Below are 19,094 nucleotides of genomic sequence, written 5' to 3' on the forward strand. Positions count from 1 at the left end.
GCGTACGTATTCCTCGGCTTTGCGATTGGAGTCTGCTTGTCTGCATGGGGATTTTCCCTCGCTGGATGCCCCATTCAAACGTCTGGGTCGCCTCTGAGCGACACGCAACGCGTCACCCCCGTTACGCAAGAGCGTCCCCATGTCAATTTCACAACAAACGTATCAAGGAATCGCCGGCCCGATTGAGGCGCTGGTTGACTCCCCAGCAGGGCAATCACCCGTAGGCATTGCGGTGATTACGCACCCACATCCCCTGCAAGGGGGCACTGCACGGCACAAGGTTCCACAAGCGCTTGCTCGCTGCTTTCAACAACATGGATGGTTAGCGGTACGACCGAATTTTCGCGGGATTGGGGAATCTGCCGGGGAGCATGACTCAGGTGCTGGAGAAACTGAGGACATCCTCCAGGTAGTCGACACGTTGCGCCGACAGTACCCAGGCATTCCACTCGCATTGGCCGGATTCTCCTTTGGTGCGTTTGTCCAAGCGCGCGTCGCGAACGAACTACTGCGAGCTGGTAAGGCACCAGATTTTACGATTCTCGCAGGCATGCCGAACGGAACAGTCGAAGGTGAGCGTGTCTACGAGACACCGACAGCCCCAAAGGACGCACTAATCATACATGGCGGAGATGACCAGATTGTTCCCCTTGCCAACGTGATGCTTTGGGCCAAGCCGCAACACCTCCCAGTCGTCGTGTTTCCCGGTGCAAACCATTTCCTCACCGGATACCTTGACACACTCACAAACCTCGTAGGCAAGCACATTGCAGCGTGACGCCAGTTCAGAAATACTCGCTCCGGTACCGTCGCGCAGCATGTGGTACGCGGCGGTGAGCATCGAGGCCGCCACTGCGAGGATGACGAATGATTCACTAAACCCAGCTTGCAACAACGGGGAGGTCCTTATAGGTGGATTGCGGCAGAGCCGGGGGCCTACCTCACTCAGTTTGCGAAAACGTCCTCGCGACTCCTGTATTCAGCGACGCCCGTGTTCAATGAGCCGTCTTCGGGGCTTCGATGATTTCGATCACGTCTAGCGCGCGGAAATCATCTGGGTTGCTAGTGAGTAGCGGCAGGTGATGCTCATGAGCCTGAGCGGCGATCCACAGATCGTTATAACGCGGACGCGGGCTACGGCCCGCCGCCTTCATCATGGTCGCGAGCAGCCCGAATGAACGAGCGGTCTCTCGCGTCACTGCGAGCACCGACATCCGTTCGATGGCACGCAGAAAGGCAGTGCGCTGTGCTCGCTCGCGGGCGTCGCTTGGAAGTTGCGCGCCGAATTCCAATTCGCCAAGCGAGATCGCGGAGACATGGATCAATTGGGACCCAGCGACGTTGTAGATTGCTTCAGCGTCGAGAGCGCCTTTACTGAGATCGATCCAGACACATGTATCGACGATTAGTTCTGCCATGGATCACGCACCTCGTCGTCGAAATCGGCATTTCGGATATCAGCCATGTACCGATCGGCAACGTCGGGCGGCATCTTTGGGATGCGCTCGAAGGCATCGCGAAGTGTGACAGCCCGCTCGGGCGGGCTGATCGTGCCAAGCACGGTGTTATTGCGGGTGATGGTGACCGATTCCCCGCGCGCCAAGGCGTCGAGCACCTGGTTCGTGCGGCGGGCGAGATCGGTAGCGGTTACAGTAGTCACGAGGACCTCCGGTCAGAATAATACGCATTTTACGTAATTTGCGTAATTTGTCCAGCCCTCTGACTTGCTTGCGAGTGCCCCCTGGTTTTTACGGTTCTCCGGCAAGTACGGTCGGCTCTCTCGCGTCGGTCAAGTCTCGGCAACCTTTCATCATGTCCAAAATTATCTGCGTATACGTCCCGTGTACCGGTGGAATTTTTGTACGGCTGCGATGCGGCTGCCCGACTAGTCGAACAGCTTGTAAAGGCCACCGCGGTTGCTCAACCCATCGGACCAGGGGGCCCGCTGCATCCTTGCCATGCTCACCCGGCTCGCCCGTTTTGTCGCACAGATTCGGATGACCGCGAAGCTTCGCCCATCGAAGGCAGATTCCCCGTCGGTATAGGCTCATCTGCCGTTCCGAGCGTTGCGTTTGCGCGACAAACGAGCGTCGTTTGCAAGCCAGCTCGAAATGAGTACACCGACAAGAGGTATTCAGCTTAAATCCCCCTTAAATCAATCATCTACAAATAAAATACGAGTCCTCTCCTGGGCACCAGAAAGCTAATCAAGCAGTACAAGGAAACAAACAAATAACCCCATAAATCGTTGAATTTGCGGGGTTTTTTGTTTACTTCCCGGTGACGCGAAGTACGGCATTTAAATCGAAGGCGCCAGCACGGCTCACGCCGTACCGGCGCCTCTATCGCTGATCCCCCCCCCCGATCACACCGCGCGGCACGACATCGCGGAAGGTGCCATGCGGGTACTGCGGATACTCTTCGAGGAAGCCCATACGCTCGAGACGCTGCTGGTCGCGCAGCTTCACGCGGCACAGATTCAGCACGCTGTCCTGCATCGAGACGGCCACCTTCTGCCCCTTGCCGGTCTTGTCGCGCGAGATCAGCGCCATGCGGGCGCAATGGGAAGAAGACTGGCGCGAGCCGGGCACGGGCGTGCCGGCGCTTGCCGGTGCCTGATGTCCGTGAGGGATTCAAAACGGCGCGAAACTGTAGCGAATCGGAGTGCAGATGATTCCGGCGCCGCAGGCGTGAACGCTGCGGCGCCGGCTGGCCATCCGGCGCGCGTTGATCGCAACGGATGGCCATAACGCATTGGCGCGGAGAAGATCAGCCGCGCGCTTGCGCCTCGTCTTCCTGAAGCTTGCGCCACAGGATCTTGCCGCTGCCCGACTTCGGCAGCATATCGACGAACTGCACGATGCGCGGCGCCTTGTAGGCCGCCATGTTGGCGTGCGCCCACGCGATGATGTCGTCCTCGCTCACGCTGCCTTGCTGCTTCGGATCGAGCACCACACAGGCTTTCACCGTTTCGCCGCGGCGTTCGTCCTGCGTGCCGATCACGCACACTTCCCTGATCGCCGGATGGCGGTACATCAAGGCTTCGACTTCAGCCGGCCACACCTTGTAGCCCGACGCGTTGATCATCCGCTTCAGACGGTCGGTCATGAAGTAGTAGCCTTCCTCATCGCGCCGCACGAGGTCGCCGGTGCGCAGGAAACGCTTGCCGTCGCGTTCGATGAACGCCTCACGCGTCGCCTGCGGATTGCGCCAGTAGCCCTGCATCACCTGCGGCCCGTGCATGATGAGTTCACCCGATTCGCCGTCCGGCAATTCTTCGAGCGTGATCGGATCGACCACGCGCGCATCCACGTCGAATACCGGAATGCCGAGACACTGCGGCTTCGGACGCTGCGGCGGATTGATGTGCGTGGCCGCCATCGTCTCGGACATGCCGTAGCCCTCGACGAATTCCAGTCCCGTGAGATCGCGCAGCTTCTTCACCACCGCATCGGGCATCGTGGCGCCGCCGCCGCGCATCCACGCGAGACTCGACAGATCGTATTCGTCGATGCGCGGATTCGAAATGAAATCGACCACCATCGTCGAAATCGCCTGCCAGCCGTTGATGCGATAGTGCTCGATCGCGCGCGCGGCGGCGTCGCGATCCCAGCGCGGCAGGATGACGATGGTCGAGCCGTTGTAGAGCGGGCTGTTCATGCCGCCCTGCATGCCGGTCACGTGGAAGAGCGGCAGCACCGAAAGCTGCACGGCATCCTGGTTGCTGCCGAACCAGTTGCAGCCGCCCACCGCCGTGCTCGTCACGCTGCGATGCGTATGCATGCATCCCTTCGGCTTGCCCGTCGTGCCCGACGTATAAGGCATCACGCAGAGGTCGTCGGGACCGGCGCTCAACGCGCCCGGAACGCAGCGCGCATCGAGCACGTCGGTCCAGTGGACGACACCCGGTCCCGCAACATGGCGCGGCGCGCTCACGAACTCGGGCGGCGGCGACGACGGCTCGCGCTTGAGGTAATCGGAATAAGTCGCGACCAGCAGATGATGCAGTCCTGCGCCCTCGCCCTCTTGCACATGCGGCGCGATCCGCGCGTAAAGATCCTGCGCGACAAACGCGGTCGTCGCGCCGCTGTCCTCGACGTAATGCGCGAGTTCCTCGGTGAGGTTCATCGGATTCACGGGCACGACCACGGCGTTGGCGCGCAGGATGCCGTAATACGCAATGATCCACTGCGGGCTGTTCTGCATGTAGAGCAGCACGCGGTCGCCCGCTTTCACGCCGCAGTGCTGCTGCAGATAACCTGCGACGCGCTCGGCCTCGTCCTTGAACTGCGCGAACGTGACAGGCGTGTCGTAGAAGTAGATATAGGGTTTGTCGGGAAAGCGCGCCGCCGATACTTCGGCGTTATAGAACAGGTTCGTGGCCGGAATCGTCAGATGCGGCGACAGATGCGGCGGCCAGTGCGGCGAAGGCAGCGCACGTTTCGCGCGCGCCGCAGGTTGAGAAGCGGACTGTGACAGTTCTGACGTGGACATGGCGGTTTCCGTCTCGTTGGATGCGCGCCGCTGCGGCGCGCATGTCGTGCAATCCGTGCAGGCGCCGCGCATGAAGCGGCGCATGAGGCGGCGCCTGCTGGCCGTGATGAAACTCAGACGACGCTCGCGCCGCCGTCGACAGCCAGGTACTGGCCTGTGATGTGACGTGAAGCAGCGCTCGCGAGGAACACCACGACGCCCTTGAGATCGTCGTCGTCGCCCAGGCGGTGCAGCGGCGTGCGTTCGATCACGGACTCGCCGAGCTTGTCGAGCAGGCCCGCGGACATCTTCGACGGGAAGAAGCCCGGGCAGATCGCGTTGACGTTGATGCCGTACTTGCCCCATTCGGCTGCGAGCGCACGCGTGAAGTGGATTGCCGCAGCCTTCGACGTGTTGTACGCGATGGTCTGCATCGGGCCAGGCGACGCTTTAAGGCCTGCAACCGATGCGACGTTGATGATCTTGCCGCGCTTGCGCGCAATCATGCAGCGCTTGCCGACTTCGCGCGCGAGGAAAAACGGCGCGTTGATGTTCAGGTTCATGACCTTGTGCCACGCCTCGTCGGGATAGTCCTCGGCCGGTGCGCCCCACGTCGCGCCCGCATTGTTCACGAGGATGTCGATCTTCCCGCATGCCGCCAGCGTTTCGTCGACGAGCGGCGCGATGCTCTCTGCGCGCTGGAGGTCGGTGACGACAGTCATCGCCTCGATGCCGCGCGCCTGCAAGTGACGCTGCGCCTGTGCGAGCTCGTCGGCCTTGCGCGCCGTGATCACGACGCGGCACCCCATCTCGCCCAGCGCCTCGGCCATCTGCAGCCCCAGGCCGCGCGAGCCGCCGGTGATGAGCGCCACCTGCCCGCCCAGTTCGAACATGTCCCTGACCTGCATGCTTGCTCCTCCTTGATCTGAGCTGGCCGGTGCGCGGCGCAGCCAATAGGGTTCGACAGACCCGGCATCGCCGGATCACCGACGATGGCGACCGATTCTAGCGACGCCTTCCGCCCAGGTAAATACGGAAAAGCACGGTCGTTCATTTGAAATGACACCAGGGATTAGTCCGAGGTTGTCGCAACTTTGATGCAGATGTTTAATGCCGGGTGTACACTCCCGCCAGGTCCATCGGCTGGCGCGTACCGGACCACACACGACATCACCGCTACAGACGGTGCAGCGCAGCACGATCAGGAGAACAATCAATGAGCTGGACGCGTGAACAGAAGCACGTCACGATCGCCGCCTATCTAGGCTGGACCCTTGACGCTTTCGATTTCTTTCTGACCGTATTCGTCCTGAAAGACATCGCCACGGCATTCAACGTCAAAATCCCTGAAGTCGCATTCGCCATTACGCTCACGCTGGCCATGCGCCCGCTCGGCGCGCTGATATTCGGACGCCTCGCCGACAAGTACGGCCGCCGCCCGACGCTGATGCTCAACATCGCGTTGTATTCGGTGCTCGGCATGCTCTCGGGCTTCTCGCCGAATCTCACGACCTTCCTCGTCCTGCGCTCGCTCTTCGGCGTCGCGATGGGCGGCGAATGGGGCGTCGGCTCCGCGCTCACGATGGAAACCATTCCGCCGAAATCGCGCGGCATCGTTTCGGGCCTCCTGCAGGCCGGTTATCCGAGCGGCTTCCTGCTCGCCTCGATCGTGTTCGGTGTGTTCTATCAACACGTCGGCTGGCGCGGCATGTTCTTCATCGGCGTCGTGCCCGCGCTGCTGGTGCTCTATATCCGCCGCAACATGCCGGAATCCCCGGCATGGAAGGAAATGGAAAAGCGCCCGCGCCCGAGCCTGCGCACGACGCTCAAGCACAATTTCGGCCTGTCGATCTATGCGATCGTGCTGATGACCTGCTTCAACTTCTTCTCGCACGGCACGCAGGATATGTATCCGACGTTCCTGCGCGAACAGCACCACTTCGATCCGCATACCGTCTCGATCATCACCATCGTGCTGAACATCGGCGCAATCTGCGGCGGTCTGTTCTTCGGTTCGCTCTCCGAGAAGATCGGCCGCCGCAAGGCGATCTTCATCTCCGCGCTCATCGCGCTGCCGGTGCTGCCGCTGTGGGCCTTCTCGAGCGGGCCGGTGCTGCTCGCAATGGGCGCGTTCCTGATGCAGATCTCCGTGCAAGGTGCGTGGGGCGTGATTCCGGTGCATCTGAACGAGATCTCGCCCGACGAAGTCCGCGCGACGTTCCCGGGCCTCGTCTACCAGCTCGGCAACCTGTTCGCCTCGGTCAATGCGACGATGCAGGCGTCGTTCGCCGTCTCGCACGACAACAACTACGGCCTCGCGATGGCGGTCGTGGCCGGCACGGTGGCGGTCATCATCGCCGTGATGATTCTCTTCAGCCGCGAGCGCCGTGGCATCGACATGACGCAGTCTGCCAGGCAAGTGTCGGCTGTCTGATCGCGCACACGCAACGCGGCACCGCGGCCACGCGCAACCGCATCGCAACACGAGACCGCGCGGGTTCACGCCCGCGCGGTTTTTCGTTTATGCGTGACGTTCAGTACGCTTTCGCGCCGCGCCGCGGCGTGGCACGATTCGGACTGACGAATGGCTGTCGCACGGCTCGCTGCTCACTGCCGCTTGCTGCTGCTTCCTGCCATTCGCACCACGCTCCATGCACGATGAACGCAACAAAAACGCTAACGACGCCCGGAGAGACCTCATGACCGATCTGCCCTGCCCGCCCTCGACCACCGGCGGCGCCGCGCAACCCGCGCCGGACACCGACGGCATCTGGTACGCGTCGTATCCCGCAGACGTCCCCCGCGAAATCGACGCGCACAGCTACGCCTCGCTCACGCAATTCTTCGATGACTGCACCGCACGCTACGGCCAACGCGTGGCCTACGTGAGCGCCGGTTCGCCGATGACCTATGCCGCGCTCGCGCGCAAGGCCGCCGCGTTCGCGTCGTGGTTGCAGCGTGCGGGCGTTCAGCCGGGCGAACGCGTCGCGATCATGCTGCCCAACACGCTGCAATATCCGGTCGCGCTGTTCGGCGCGCTGAAGGCCGGCGCCATCGTGGTCAACGTGAATCCGCTCTATACCGCGCGCGAACTCACGCACCAGTTGCAGGACAGCGGCGCGCAAACCATCGTCGTGTTCGAAAATTTCGCGAAAACACTCGAAGACGCGTTGCCCGGCACGAACGTCAAGAACATCGTCGTGACGGCGCTTGGCGATCTGCTCGGCGAAGGCTTCAACCTGAAGGGCCGCTTGATCAACTTCATGCTGCGGCACGTCAAGAAACTCGTTCCCGCGTACCGGCTGCCACACGCCGTCAAGCTCCTCGACGCGCTCGCGCAAGGCGCACGCCACCCCGTTGCGCCGGTCAACGTCAAGAGCAGCGATCTCGCGTTCCTGCAATACACCGGCGGCACGACGGGTGTCGCGAAAGGCGCGATGCTCACGCACGGCAATCTCGTCGCCAATCTCGTGCAAGCGAAGACGTGGACCGCAGGCCAGCTCGACGCCGACCAGGAAACCGTGCTCACGCCGCTGCCGCTCTATCACATCTATTCGCTGACCGTGAACGCGATGGTGTTCATGGCGCTCGGCGGCCGCAACATCCTGATCGCGAATCCGCGCGACATCAAACGCGTGATGAAGACGATCCGCCACGAGAAGTTCAGCTGCATCTCGGCGGTGAATACGCTTTACAGCGCGCTGCTCGACAACGAGGAATTCCGCCAGCGCGACTTCTCCGGCCTCAAGCTCGCGATGGCGGGCGGGATGGCGACGCAGCGCGCCGTCGCCGAGCGCTTCAAGGCCGTGACCGGCCAGCCGATTATCGAAGGCTACGGCCTCACCGAATGCTCGCCGATCGTGACGCTCAATCCCGTCGATATCGGCCACCAGCACGACTTCGACGGGATGATCGGCCTGCCCGCGCCTTCGACGCAGGTGCGCTTTCGCCGCGACGACGGCACGTGGGCGAACATCGGCGAAGCGGGCGAGCTGTGCGTGAAGGGTCCGCAGGTCATGCAGGGCTACTGGAACCGCCCCGACGAAACCGCCAAGGTCCTCGACGCCGACGGCTGGCTCGCCACCGGCGACATCGGCGTGATGGACGCACAGGGCTACGTACGGCTCGTCGACCGCAAGAAGGACTTGATCATCGTGTCGGGCTTCAATGTGTACCCGAACGAGATCGAGGACGTGATCGCCTCGCATCCGGGCGTGCGCGAAGTGGCGGCGATCGGCGTGCCCGATCCGGTGCAGGGCGAGCGCGTGAAGGTGTTCGTCGTGCGCCGCGACCCGACGCTCACCGAGGACGCGCTGATCCAGTTCTGCCGCGAGCAGCTCACGGGCTACAAGGTGCCGCGCATCGTCGAGTTCCGCGATACGCTCCCGCAATCGAACATCGGCAAGATCCTGCGGCGCGCGCTGCGCGACGAAGTCGTCGGGAAGAAAGCGCCGGCCTGATTCGTTGATGCCGTGTCGGCGCAGCTTCACCGCAGCTTCACCGCAGCTTCCCGCGCAGTTTCCCGCGCAGTTTCCCGGTGAGTGCGCGCCGCAACGGACTGACGAATTCATGGAGCGTGCGCCGATGAGGTTTCGCACAACGCCGTCTGCCTGTCTCGCGACCCTCTGCGCCGCGCTCGTGTTTCCGCCTGTGCTTCCCTGCGCCGTCGCGCGTGCGCCGCCTGCAGCAGCGGACGTCGGCGCGCACGCGCCCGCATCGCCCGTCGGCGAATCCGCTGCCGACGTCGGGCGTCTGCCGCTTGACGATCAGGTCCGATGGCTGCAGCACGCCGCGCAAGACGGAGGGCTCGCCACGCTCGACGACGCGCAGCTCGTCGCGCTCTTCGCCTCGCTCGATCCGCGCACGCTGCCGCGCTATATCGAGGCAGGCCCGAACGGCTATGCATCGTGCGAGTTCGTGCTGCGGCGCAAGGAGCGCATCCACGGCCGCTGGCCCGCCGAATCCGACCACATGCTCGTGCGGCTCGCGCACGCACCGCTGCGCATCTACGCGCGCTGGCTCCCCGACGGCGCGCATGCGGGCCAGGAAGTGCTCTACGACGCCGCGCGCCGCAGTGATGCCATGTACGGCCATCCGGGCGGCCTCTTTCACAGGGTGTCGCTCTGGACGCGACTCGACGGCGTGTTCGCCCATGCGCAATCGCGCCATCTGCTGACCGATCTCGGCACCGAATACATCGCGCGCCGCTTTATCGACGAGGACGCGCGCCTCGAACAGGCGGGGCTCGTCCGGCCCGCGCAGATCAGCGTGAAGACGGTGGACGGCGCGCGTGTGGTCGCGTTCACCTGGGACGCGCCGCCCGGCGAGAACGGCGGCTACGCGAGCAAGGAGACGCTCGGGCTCGATTTGCGGCATCCGTGGTTCCGCATGGCGCAGTCGTACGACAGCGACGGCAGGCCGTTCGAAGAGATCGTCTTCGAGCGCATCGAGCCGAAGTCCTTCGACGCGCTCACGTTCGATTCGAAGAATCCGGACTATCGCTTCCAGGCGTGGCGCTGACCGCCAGCACGTCAGCACATCAGCACATCAGCACATCAGCACGACCGCGCCGCTCGGCGCGGCGAGGCGCGCCAGCACGAACTGGTCGGAGGGCCGCAGCGCGGCAATCATGCGGGTGCGCGCTCCGGCACATTCGGCGCGTTCGGCGTAGCGGGCAAGGCGCGCGTGCCAGAGCATGCCGATGTCGTCGTCGGCCGGCCACGCTTCGATGCCCTTGCGCGCGGCGTAATGCGCAAGCGCCCTGCCTTGCGCGAGCGCGGGATCGAACAGCGCGATACACGAATACGCACTCGCGCTTTCGCCCGTGAATGCACCACGCACACCGCGCGCGGGCGCGACATCGCACGCGACGGCGAAGAGCGCGCCGCCCGTCTCGCACAGAAATGTCCGCCGGTCCATCGCAGCCTCCCGCTTACGTGTAGCCGCGCTCGTTCCGCCACACCGCTGGCCACACGCCCTGCTTGCCCGGCGACAACACGCCGTGCGGATCGAGCGCGTCCTTGAGGGTTTCCGCGAGACGCAGCAACGCGCCGTCGTTGAAGCCGTATTGCGCAGCAGCGAAGTCCATGTACAGCAGATGCGAGCGGTACACGCCATAGCCCGCCGCGCGCGCATCGCTCATCAGCGCGCGCAGCAGATCGCCCGCACGTTCGGCATCGCTGCGCCGCTCGCGCGCGAAGATCGCCGCGAAGATGTGATGCAAACAGCGCCCCGCCGCCGTGAAGCCGCCGTAGTAATCGAAGCCGTATTCAGCCGCGCGCGTCTTCACGAGCGTGTACTGGCGCATCGCGTCGCGGCCATCGGCGGGACACAGCGGAGAAAAATCCACATGCGCGCCCGAACCGCCGCGCCAGTCGAGCAGGCGAAACGCGGTCATCGTCGGAATGCCCGCGAGGTTGCGATCCGCGCCGCCTTGCGGCTCGTCGCCAGTTATGTCGCCCGCTATGTCGCCCGCTACGTAGCGCGTCGCGACGATGCGCGCGTGCGGCACCGCTGCAAACGCGCGCTCGACCACGCGCCGCTGCGCGTCGATGACTTCGGGCGTGCCGTACAGCCCGAAGTGCAGATTCCAGCGGCCAACGCCGAGATCGCGCTGCATCGCGCTCACGGCGGCCTCCGGCATCGGCCCGTCGCCTTCGAACCAGCGCGTGCGCGGCGCGATGCCCGCCGCGCGCCGGATCACGCCTTCGATCGCCGCATGATTGCGGATCGTCCCATCGAGTTGCAGCGGGCGCAGCGTGTCGACAAGCGCGGCGAGATCCGCTTCGTTGGGCGCCTGCACTTCACCGAGCAGATACGCCGGCGGCGCGGGCATCAGCCAGACACCCAGCTTCGTGACGACGCCGTAGTTCGACTGCGTGAAGAGCGCATCGAATCCGGGGCCGTAGCCATGCCGGTAAAGCTGCCATGCGGTGCCGGTTTCGATCGCGCCCATGCCGGTGCGCACGATGTCGCCGTTCGCGAGCACGACCTCGATGCCGCACAGCGTCGCGGCATGATCGCCGTAGGGCGTCGTGCCGAAGCCGCGTTCGAGCGTGTTGCCGGTCACGCTGCCCCACCCGGCAGCGGGCGGATCGACCCACAGGCGGTAGCCGCCGTCGCGCAGATGGGCGTACAGATCGAAGTAGCTCACGCCGGGTTCGACAAGCGCGTAGGCGAGCCGCTCATCGACGGCGAGAATGCGTTTCAGGCGCTGCAGGTCCAGCACGACCGATCCGGACAGACGCGGCGCCGCACCGCCATAGGCGAAGTTGCGGCCCGTCGAAACGGTCCACAGCGGCACGCCCGTCTCATTCGCGACGCGCAGGATCGCGCGGACTTCGTCCACGTTGGCGGGCAACAGCGCCGCCGACGGCGCGAACGCGCGTGGATCCGCAGCCGGTACGAAGGGATCGAGATACGGTTCGAGCGCCGCGCCGCCACGGCATACGTTGGGTGTGCCGACGATTCGCTCGAACGCCGCCAGCGCGCGCTCGAAGCGCGCTTCGCTCATGCCCGGCGGCAAGATGCGCGCGGCGTCCTGCATCGCGCCGCCCGTCACCACCTGCCCCACTGTGAGGGCTTGCCGCCCAGCGCGCCGCAGAGTTCGTACGCGATGGCCTGCAGCTTGCCTTCGGTGGGCGGGCCGGATAGCGCGTAGCCCATGCGGTCGGTGGTCCAGTAGAACGTGCGGCGATTGCCGTCGCGCAGCAGGCGCACCGCGCCGCTGTCCTTGCCGGATGCGCCGACGTACAGCGTGAGCCGCTCGCCCGCATCGTTCTCGTACATGAACTGCGCGGCCGGTCCCGTGGTGCCGGGCAGCAGCCGTCCGCCGACGAGCGCGTAGCCATACTCGCTCAGCGACGGCACCGAAAGCGGCTTGCCGAGCCGCTTCGAGAGCCACGCGACCAGATGCGTCTCATCGGCCGCGCCGACTTCGACCGGATGGCGTTGCTCGGGCGTATAGACAGCGTAGGCGACGTCCGCATGGCGCGCGAAGGCATCGGGATCGTCGGGCGTGACGAAGCCGCCCGCGCGCGCGCTGTCCGTTTCAGCGACCGGTCCGGCACTTGATCCGGTAACCACCCCGGTCGCCCCGCCGCGCGGCACGAATGCGGCGGCAGCAAGCGCAATGCCCGCGCCCGCGGCGCACCAGGCGGCGGCCATGCCGACGTTCCACCACCACGGATTGCGTGGCCGCAGCACGAGCCAGGAAGCCGGCGTCGGGTCCGCATCGCTTGCGCGGCAAAGCGCCTGCAATGCCGATTTCTGGGCGAAATACGCGCCAACGCGGTTTGCGGCGGGCGGATCGTCCGTAAGCCGTGCATGCAGCGCAGCCCGTTCGTCAGACGACAGTTCGCCGTCCACGTACGCCGAAAGCATTGCGAGATCCGTTTCGGGCGGGCTGCCATCGGCTGCTGCGGCCAGCAAGCACGCCCGATCGCGTTCGAGGTCGTCGTGATTCATCGCGTAGTCCCCACCACCCTGAGCGATGCCGTGCGCCGCGCGGGATCCTGGCCGAGCAGCACCCGCAGATGTTCGCGCGCGCGCGACAGGCGCGACATCACGGTGCCGGACGGCACGCCGAGCACGGCCGACGCTTCGTGGTAACTCAGTTCCTCGACACACACGAGCAACAGCACCTCGCGCTGTGCGGCGGGCAGCAGATAGAGCGCGCGCTGCAGGTCGCGCAGATCGAGCCCGTCGACCTCGCCGTGCGGCGCTTCGAGCGTGCGCCACGGCGCGCTTTCGTCGTCGACCGTAATCTCGCGGCGGCCGCGCAACTGGTCGATATAAATGTGGCGCAGGATCGTCAGGAGCCAGGCGCGCAGATTGCTGTCGGGCCGAAACGAATTCCAGTGCGAAAGCGCGCGCTCCGCCGCATCCTGCACGAGGTCATCGGCCCAGGCGGCGTCACCCGTCAGCGAGCGCGCATAGCGCCGCAGTGGCGCGAGCTGCGCCACCACTTGCGCCTCGAACTCCCTGGACGGATGGCGCAGCACCCCGTCCGCCTGTCAGTAACCGCTGCCCGAGCTGCTGCCCGCACTTCCCGACGACGAGCTGCCGCTCGTATTCATGTCGCCGCACGCAGCCAGCCCTGCCCCGGAAACCGTGACCAGCATCAGGAACACCAGTAGCTTGCGAAATCGCTTCATCGTCACCTCCTTCGAGGACGCGCCTTGCCGTGTAGCCCCGGATATCTTGCGAAGCGCGCGACGCGCAACGCAAGTGCCGACAAACGGATAAACGCGCCGAAAGTCCCCGTTATTCCCGCTGCCTACGTTGTTTTTGACGGTTTTTTTGACTGGATATCGTATGCAGTCGCGTGCATGTTGCATGTGAGGCACCGCACATAACGAATGGGGCGCAAGACGCGAGAATGATTGCCGCTGTAAAGCGAAAGCAAAGTGTCGGCGATCGGCGAGATTCAGTTGCGCACGGGCCGCCGCTTTGCACTACGCTGTGAGCGTACGCCGCAAATGCGGCGCACTGTCACAGGTCGGGCGTGAGTGCCGTCGCCGGTGTCGTCACGGGCGTCTTCGCAGGTTTCAGGCGCGGATGCAATGTAGCGGACGCCGAAGACGTCACGGGCACGAAGCTGACCCCGCCCGCAACCCTGCCGCCGCCGAGGGAAGCAACGATGAGCACGACCCGCCACTCTGCCGATCCGGCGCCGAGCCGGTATAGTGCTGCAGTAGCGCGTGCTCACGCACGCGAATCCCGCCGCCACAAGGTAGAATCCCGGCGAGCAAACGTTTTCAACTGAATGCGGCATCGAGCCGCCAGGTCATATTTCGTCCATGCCTTCCGCAGAATCACATCCCCAAAACGACTTCATGAACGCCGCGCGCAAGGAACGTAAGCGCGTCGAAATCTATCTGGTCAACGGCATTCGCCTGACCGGATGCATCGAGTCGTTCGATCAGTACCTCGTGATGCTGCGCACGCCTGTCGGCCTGCAAGGCATCTACAAGCGCGCCATCTCCACGATCCAGCTCGACACCGGCACGCGGCCGGGCCCCCGCCCGGCGCGACCGGCGCATACCGGCGAGCACACGAGCCGCGGCATCCATGGCAGCCATGGCCCGCGCGAGCCCCGCGAACCGAGAGAGCCGCGCGAATCGCAGGAATCGTGGAGCGCGCCCGCCCCGTCGGGCGATCGTCCGCCGCAGGACGGCCCGGTGGTCGTCACGCGCCGACGCCGGCTCTACGGCACCGGCAGTAACGGCGGCGGCGACTCCGGCAACGTCTGAGCAGTATCGCTGCGCGCATCGCCGCACACGCGTTTTCCACCGGAAACCGGCGACCCGACGCGGTCGCCGCGCCGGTACGCAGCGGCGCGTCTGCCGCACATAGCGCCTCTTTTGCCACTTCCATGACTTTCGGGCCGCACCGCGGGTGCAGCCCGAAACCCGCCTGCATTCAGGGTTTTATCCGTTGGGATATGCTGAGACAAGTACGTCCTGCCACGGAGAACATCATGAGTGCGTCGAAGAAAGCCCGCATGCAGCCACCGGCAGATCCGCTCGACGAAGCGCTGGAAGAAACCTTTCCGGCGAGCGATCCGATCGCGGTCCGGCCGACCCCAAGCAAGCCCGAGCATCACCACTCGGTGAAGCGAGGAAGACGCGCGGGCACCGCCTCCCACGGCTTGAGACATTGAGTTGCGCGATACGCGCGGCAGCGCGCACGGCAAAAGTCGCACGCAGATGATCGGCGCGCGGAGACGCATGAAGCCGCCGAACGTCGCAGCTCCATGAAAGAGACGCCTGATGGCGAACCGGCGTGCCGAAGCACGCCGTGCAGGCGAGCATGCGCAAAGGCGGCGGTACGTCCGGGACGCCCGTCCGCCCTTTGATCGCGAAAGATTCATGCCGCCGCAAACTGCAGCGGCACGACACTTACTGCGCCGGCAAGCCGCCTTCGACCTGACGCTGCAGTTCGCGCACCTGACGCTGCACCGAGCGCAGCTGATCTTGTGCTGCCGTCTTCTGAGCCTGCAGCGCAGTCGCCTGCTCGCGCGATTGCTTCTGCTGGTCGGCCACGAGCGCCTGCTGCTGACGCGCGACCGCGAGGTCGGCCTGCAGCCTGCTTACGTGCCCCTGGGTCAGCGCAATCATGCGATCGGTGAAGGCCTTCTGCGCCTCGAGGCGGATGCCGCGAATCTCGACTTCCGCAAGCTGCTGGGTCTTTGCCGCGAAATCGCGGTAGATCGCTTCGGCGCGCGTTTCGTCGCTCGTCTTGATGACGCGCCAGAACGTCTTGTTCTGGAACAGTGCAACGTAGTACGTCATCTCCTTGCCGTAAAACAGCAAGCTTGCGCCGTACTCACCGTTGTAGGTCGTGCGAAGCCGAATGAGCTGCGACCCGCTGATCATCTTCTGAAGCTCGGCCACGTTGCCGATCGCGTTCTGCTGCGCCTCGTCTGGCGTCAGCACATCCGTCTGGCCCGGAGCTACCGATGCTGCCACCGTCGCCTGAGGCGCCGACGCCGCAACAACCGCAGCAGGCAGGGCCGCCGAATTCGTGTTAGCTGCTTCAACGCCCTGCGTTGTTTGCTGGGTGGTCGGCCCAGCGGATTGCAATGCAGACTGCGCGCAGCCCGTTTGCGTACCCCCGATTAGCACCATGACTGCCAGTGCCGCGTTTCGAACTCTCCGGTCGTAGTTCATGTAGTTCCTGCTTTGAACAGTTCTAGTTTTGGCAAAACGGCCTAATTATTACTCACTTTCCCCGGTTTCGGGCTTCTCATCGCAAAATTGCTGCTTCCATTAATGTTCCCGCAACACTTTTCACCTGATACCGGGAAATCGTGACTTATCTTTGCGTCGGCATTTGCGCCCATAGCGGGTCGGGTATACGGCAGCGGAGGCGACGCATCGCGCTTGCCTGCCCGGCACACAACTTCGCGATGCCAGTGTGCACCAGGAACCCTGCGTTGCCGGGCATGAGTGTGGACTCGCCTTGAGCCGTCGCAAGGCTTACTGCATCTGCACGGCCATCACGCCGATTTTCACGCCCCCACAAGCACCGATCCGGCGATTAATCAGGATACCTGCCGATAAACGATTGGCATACGCATCGCCCCCGACCCATCACGCGAGCGACTAGAGTCCCTCCTCTCAAACGGAGACACCGCTTTCGCGTATGCTGCCCACACCGCCGTGCGCGGCGCGCGCGATGCGCGGTCCGCACGGCCAGGACAAACCATAGGAGACAAAGGATGAACCGGATCACCGGACGCACCGTTGCGTTCGCCGCGCGCGCGGCAACCCGGCTCGCACTCGCGAGCGCCTTGCTCGGCGGCGCAATCGCAGCCTACGCCCAGACCAATACGCCGGTCGGCGTCTGGCAGACCGTCGACGATCACACCGGCCAGCCGAAAGCGCTCGTCCAGATCAGCGACGACGGCAGCGGCCAGCTCAGCGGCAAGGTCATCAAGGGCCTCAGCGCCAGCAATAATCCGGAGCGCAAGTGCACCGCGTGCACGGACGCACGCAAGGATCAGCCGATTCTCGGCATGACGGTCATTGACGGGATGAAGAAGACCGACGAGGGCTGGGACGGCGGTCACATCCTCGATCCGGAAAACGGCAAGGTGTACCGCTGCAAGATGCACGTCGAAGACGGCGGTCACAAGCTCGTGGTGCGCGGCTATCTGGGCATCGCCCTGCTCGGCCGCTCACAAACGTGGATTCGCCAGCAGTAGTTGCCAGCGGCAGTTGCGTTTCGACGTGGATGAGGAGAACGGATGCGAAGCAGTGCGGGACCGCGAGACATCGCGCGCACCCGCCTGCATGCGTATCCGGAAGTGGCTTCGCCTGCCACGGTGAACCTGTGGGCCGGACGGCGATCCACAGGTCATGATGCAGTTCAGGAACTCGGGCGGAACAGCAGGCGATGAGTGGGGAACGGCGGCGTCCCCGTGGATGTGACCGGGCCGAACGGCGAACCCTTCTTCACCGGCGGCGGCTCGTTGCGCATGCCCTTGCCCGCGCGGTTCATCGGCTTGCGCATGCGCGATTCAAACGCATGGCAGACAACCGCGCCTTCATCACCGAACAGTTCGGCCATCACGCGCTTCAGTACGCCTTCGTCGTACCAGGCTTTGAACCGGCGATGGCAGGTCTGGTACGAGGGATAGCGGCGCGGCATGGCCGACCACGTCGCGCCGCTATACATGACCCACAGAACACCATTGAGTACCGACCGCGTATTGGCGAGCGGCCGGCCGCGCAATTCGGTACGCTGCCGCAATTCTGGGAAAAGCGGCATGACGCGTTCCCATTCGTCCTCGTTAATATCGCGATGCGGGGTCAAGGTGTTCTCCTTTGTCGGGGTTGTCACCGACAAACGATATCCACTTGCCCCCGCGCCGAGTATCAGACGGGTCTGAATCTTGAAAACATCGACGCGCCCGTTTTTCGCGACATTCGCGACAACGCGGACGCGCTTGCTCAGGTAAGCGATGTATCGACGATACGGCGCGGCGCTTCGAGATATTCCTTCGACTGCATCTCGACGATCCGCGAAACCGTGCGCGTGAACTCGTTCGCCATCGGGCCTTCGACGTAGAGCGCCTCGGGACACACCGCCGCCGACATCAGCAGCTTCACCTTGTGGTCGTAGAACACGTCGATGAGCCACGTGAAGCGGCGCGCTTCGGACTGCATGCGCGGCGTCATCTGCGGCACGCCCGACAGAATCACGGCATGAAAGCGGCTTGCCAGTTCCAGATAGTCGTTCTGCGAGCGCGGCCCGCCGCAGAGCGTCGCGAAGTCGAACCAGACCACGCCGTCGGCACGGCGCAGCGCCTTGATCTCGCGCTTCTCGATGTGCAGGATCGGGCTTTCGTCAGGCACCGCCGCGAGTTGCGCGAACGAGTGCCGCAGTGCGCGGTCGGCTTCGGCGCCGAGCGGCGTATGGTAGACCTCGACCTGCGCGAGCGTGCGCTGCCGGTAGTCGATGCCCGCGTCGACGTTGAGCACGTCGAGCTTGTCCTTGAGCAGCGCGATGGCGGGCAGCATGCGGTCGCGATGCAGGCCATCGGGATAGAGCAGATCGGGATCGTAGTTGGACGTCATCACGAACTGCACGCCGTTCGTGAAGAGACGGTCGAGCAGCCGATACAGGATCATCGCGTCGGCGATGTCCGAGACATGGAATTCGTCGAAGCAGATCAGGCGATATCGCTTCGCAATGCGGCGCGCGAGTTCGTCGAGCGGATCGGCCTGGCCCTTGAGTTCTTCCAGCTCGCGATGCACCTCGCGCATGAATTCGTGGAAGTGCAGGCGCGTCTTGCGCTGCACGGGCACGACCGCATAGAAGCTGTCCATCAGGAAGCTCTTGCCGCGCCCCACGCCGCCCCACATGTACACGCCGCGCGGCAGATCGGGGTGAATGATGAGCTTCTTGAACGCGTTCGAGCGGCGCGACTTGTACGCAACCCATTCGTCGTAGCACTGCTGCAGCCGGTCGACCGCGGTGCGCTGGGCCGTATCTGACTGGTACCCCCGGTTTTGCAGTTCCTTTTCGTAGTACTTGGTGACGTTCATTTCATGGGCCGCAAATAAGCAGAGGCGGGTGGGATAGAACCCACCCGCCTCTTCGTCGTGATGCAA

19 protein-coding genes and 2 pseudogenes are annotated in these 19,094 nt (G+C 64.3%); 7 read left to right on the plus strand and 14 right to left on the minus strand.

Annotated elements, in window-relative coordinates:
• Nucleotides 1-139 precede the first annotated feature (139 nt).
• Nucleotides 140-493 (plus strand): annotated as a pseudogene (locus tag EPN59_RS19700) (alpha/beta fold hydrolase); the annotation flags it as partial.
• Between the two features lie 120 nt (nucleotides 494-613).
• On the opposite strand, the gene EPN59_RS19705 reads toward EPN59_RS19700, so the two are convergent.
• The 6 genes and pseudogenes from EPN59_RS19705 to EPN59_RS06525 form a co-directional block, all read right to left on the minus strand.
• Nucleotides 614-895, minus strand: coding sequence for a hypothetical protein (locus EPN59_RS19705; protein ID WP_363928547.1), 282 nt, complete (start codon nucleotides 893-895; stop codon nucleotides 614-616).
• A 100-nt stretch (nucleotides 896-995) separates the two neighbouring features.
• Entirely contained in the window at nucleotides 996-1,418 is a 423-nt protein-coding gene (locus EPN59_RS06505) for a type II toxin-antitoxin system VapC family toxin (protein ID WP_293041864.1), read from the minus strand.
• Nucleotides 1,406-1,660: a type II toxin-antitoxin system Phd/YefM family antitoxin gene (locus EPN59_RS06510; RefSeq protein WP_293041867.1), complete on the minus strand. Its 255-nt coding sequence runs from the start codon at nucleotides 1,658-1,660 to the stop codon at nucleotides 1,406-1,408. Before EPN59_RS06510 ends, EPN59_RS06505 begins: the two co-directional genes overlap by 13 nt.
• A 712-nt stretch (nucleotides 1,661-2,372) precedes the next feature.
• Nucleotides 2,373-2,549, minus strand: a pseudogene (locus EPN59_RS06515) (formyl-CoA transferase); the annotation flags it as partial.
• A 220-nt stretch (nucleotides 2,550-2,769) separates the two neighbouring features.
• Nucleotides 2,770-4,494 (minus strand): long-chain fatty acid--CoA ligase, encoded by a 1,725-nt coding sequence (locus tag EPN59_RS06520; protein ID WP_293041870.1) that lies wholly within the window; start codon nucleotides 4,492-4,494, stop codon nucleotides 2,770-2,772.
• Nucleotides 4,495-4,607: 113 nt separating this feature from the next.
• The gene (locus EPN59_RS06525) at nucleotides 4,608-5,381 is read right to left on the minus strand and encodes an SDR family oxidoreductase (protein WP_293041873.1); all 774 of its coding nucleotides are present in this window, start codon (nucleotides 5,379-5,381) and stop codon (nucleotides 4,608-4,610) included.
• 308 nt (nucleotides 5,382-5,689) lie between these two features.
• Between EPN59_RS06525 and EPN59_RS06530 the strand changes: the two genes are divergently transcribed.
• From EPN59_RS06530 to EPN59_RS06540, 3 genes are all read left to right on the plus strand, one after another.
• Nucleotides 5,690-6,907, plus strand: a complete 1,218-nt coding sequence (locus tag EPN59_RS06530; protein WP_293041876.1) for an MFS transporter — start codon at nucleotides 5,690-5,692, stop codon at nucleotides 6,905-6,907.
• A 265-nt stretch (nucleotides 6,908-7,172) separates the two neighbouring features.
• Complete coding sequence (locus EPN59_RS06535) at nucleotides 7,173-8,933, plus strand: AMP-binding protein (protein WP_293041879.1); 1,761 nt, start codon at nucleotides 7,173-7,175, stop codon at nucleotides 8,931-8,933.
• A 124-nt stretch (nucleotides 8,934-9,057) separates the two neighbouring features.
• Nucleotides 9,058-9,993, plus strand: a complete 936-nt coding sequence (locus tag EPN59_RS06540) for a DUF1571 domain-containing protein (RefSeq protein WP_293041882.1) — start codon at nucleotides 9,058-9,060, stop codon at nucleotides 9,991-9,993.
• Between the two features lie 27 nt (nucleotides 9,994-10,020).
• Here the strand turns inward: EPN59_RS06540 and EPN59_RS06545 are convergent, their stop codons facing one another.
• Genes EPN59_RS06545 through EPN59_RS06565 form a run of 5 tightly spaced genes read right to left on the minus strand, consistent with a single transcriptional unit; the run spans nucleotide 10,021 to nucleotide 13,628 of the window.
• Entirely contained in the window at nucleotides 10,021-10,392 is a 372-nt protein-coding gene (locus EPN59_RS06545; protein WP_293041885.1) for a hypothetical protein, read from the minus strand.
• 13 nt (nucleotides 10,393-10,405) lie between these two features.
• A complete protein-coding gene (locus EPN59_RS06550; protein WP_293041923.1) occupies nucleotides 10,406-12,019 on the minus strand; it encodes an FAD-binding oxidoreductase in 1,614 nt (537 codons plus the stop codon).
• 11 nt (nucleotides 12,020-12,030) lie between these two features.
• Nucleotides 12,031-12,939, minus strand: a complete 909-nt coding sequence (locus tag EPN59_RS06555; protein WP_293041888.1) for an anti-sigma factor — start codon at nucleotides 12,937-12,939, stop codon at nucleotides 12,031-12,033.
• A complete protein-coding gene (locus EPN59_RS06560) occupies nucleotides 12,936-13,475 on the minus strand; it encodes a sigma-70 family RNA polymerase sigma factor (protein ID WP_293041890.1) in 540 nt (179 codons plus the stop codon). The genes EPN59_RS06555 and EPN59_RS06560 overlap by 4 nt, the downstream gene beginning before the upstream one ends.
• A 12-nt stretch (nucleotides 13,476-13,487) precedes the next feature.
• Nucleotides 13,488-13,628, minus strand: coding sequence for a hypothetical protein (locus EPN59_RS06565; protein WP_293041893.1), 141 nt, complete (start codon nucleotides 13,626-13,628; stop codon nucleotides 13,488-13,490).
• 645 nt (nucleotides 13,629-14,273) lie between these two features.
• On the opposite strand from EPN59_RS06565, the gene hfq reads away from it, so the two are divergent.
• Complete coding sequence (gene hfq / locus EPN59_RS06570; protein ID WP_293041896.1) at nucleotides 14,274-14,726, plus strand: RNA chaperone Hfq; 453 nt, start codon at nucleotides 14,274-14,276, stop codon at nucleotides 14,724-14,726.
• Between the two features lie 227 nt (nucleotides 14,727-14,953).
• Complete coding sequence (locus tag EPN59_RS06575; protein WP_293041899.1) at nucleotides 14,954-15,136, plus strand: hypothetical protein; 183 nt, start codon at nucleotides 14,954-14,956, stop codon at nucleotides 15,134-15,136.
• A gap of 238 nt (nucleotides 15,137-15,374) precedes the next feature.
• On the opposite strand, the gene EPN59_RS06580 is transcribed toward EPN59_RS06575, so the two are convergent.
• Nucleotides 15,375-16,145 carry a DUF2968 domain-containing protein gene (locus EPN59_RS06580; protein ID WP_293041902.1) on the minus strand — a complete coding sequence of 257 codons (771 nt, stop codon included), beginning with the start codon at nucleotides 16,143-16,145 and terminating at the stop codon, nucleotides 15,375-15,377.
• Between the two features lie 551 nt (nucleotides 16,146-16,696).
• On the opposite strand from EPN59_RS06580, the gene EPN59_RS06585 reads away from it, so the two are divergent.
• Nucleotides 16,697-17,182 (plus strand): DUF2147 domain-containing protein, encoded by a 486-nt coding sequence (locus EPN59_RS06585; RefSeq protein WP_293041905.1) that lies wholly within the window; start codon nucleotides 16,697-16,699, stop codon nucleotides 17,180-17,182.
• Between the two features lie 164 nt (nucleotides 17,183-17,346).
• On the opposite strand, the gene EPN59_RS06590 is transcribed toward EPN59_RS06585, so the two are convergent.
• Together EPN59_RS06590 and zapE are read right to left on the minus strand one after the other, a co-directional pair.
• The gene (locus EPN59_RS06590; protein ID WP_293041908.1) at nucleotides 17,347-17,793 is read right to left on the minus strand and encodes a transposase; all 447 of its coding nucleotides are present in this window, start codon (nucleotides 17,791-17,793) and stop codon (nucleotides 17,347-17,349) included.
• A gap of 137 nt (nucleotides 17,794-17,930) precedes the next feature.
• The gene (gene zapE / locus EPN59_RS06595) at nucleotides 17,931-19,028 is read right to left on the minus strand and encodes a cell division protein ZapE (protein ID WP_293041911.1); all 1,098 of its coding nucleotides are present in this window, start codon (nucleotides 19,026-19,028) and stop codon (nucleotides 17,931-17,933) included.
• Between the last annotated feature and the right edge of the window lie 66 nt (nucleotides 19,029-19,094).

It is taken from the genome of Paraburkholderia sp. (assembly GCF_004298475.1).
Classification (GTDB): Bacteria; Pseudomonadota; Gammaproteobacteria; order Burkholderiales; family Burkholderiaceae; genus Paraburkholderia; species Paraburkholderia denitrificans.

Coding starts and splice junctions, on each gene's coding strand:
- EPN59_RS06505 (WP_293041864.1), bottom strand. CDS start 1,418: ATGGCAGAACTAATCGTCGATACATGTGTCTGGATCGATCTCAGTAAA.
- EPN59_RS06520 (WP_293041870.1), bottom strand. CDS start 4,494: ATGTCCACGTCAGAACTGTCACAGTCCGCTTCTCAACCTGCGGCGCGC.
- EPN59_RS06525 (WP_293041873.1), bottom strand. CDS start 5,381: ATGCAGGTCAGGGACATGTTCGAACTGGGCGGGCAGGTGGCGCTCATC.
- EPN59_RS06530 (WP_293041876.1), top strand. CDS start 5,690: ATGAGCTGGACGCGTGAACAGAAGCACGTCACGATCGCCGCCTATCTA.
- EPN59_RS06535 (WP_293041879.1), top strand. CDS start 7,173: ATGACCGATCTGCCCTGCCCGCCCTCGACCACCGGCGGCGCCGCGCAA.
- EPN59_RS06540 (WP_293041882.1), top strand. CDS start 9,058: ATGAGGTTTCGCACAACGCCGTCTGCCTGTCTCGCGACCCTCTGCGCC.
- EPN59_RS06545 (WP_293041885.1), bottom strand. CDS start 10,392: ATGGACCGGCGGACATTTCTGTGCGAGACGGGCGGCGCGCTCTTCGCC.
- EPN59_RS06550 (WP_293041923.1), bottom strand. CDS start 12,019: ATGCAGGACGCCGCGCGCATCTTGCCGCCGGGCATGAGCGAAGCGCGC.
- EPN59_RS06555 (WP_293041888.1), bottom strand. CDS start 12,939: ATGAATCACGACGACCTCGAACGCGATCGGGCGTGCTTGCTGGCCGCA.
- EPN59_RS06565 (WP_293041893.1), bottom strand. CDS start 13,628: ATGAAGCGATTTCGCAAGCTACTGGTGTTCCTGATGCTGGTCACGGTT.
- hfq (WP_293041896.1), top strand. CDS start 14,274: ATGCCTTCCGCAGAATCACATCCCCAAAACGACTTCATGAACGCCGCG.
- EPN59_RS06575 (WP_293041899.1), top strand. CDS start 14,954: ATGAGTGCGTCGAAGAAAGCCCGCATGCAGCCACCGGCAGATCCGCTC.
- EPN59_RS06580 (WP_293041902.1), bottom strand. CDS start 16,145: ATGAACTACGACCGGAGAGTTCGAAACGCGGCACTGGCAGTCATGGTG.
- EPN59_RS06585 (WP_293041905.1), top strand. CDS start 16,697: ATGAACCGGATCACCGGACGCACCGTTGCGTTCGCCGCGCGCGCGGCA.
- zapE (WP_293041911.1), bottom strand. CDS start 19,028: ATGAACGTCACCAAGTACTACGAAAAGGAACTGCAAAACCGGGGGTAC.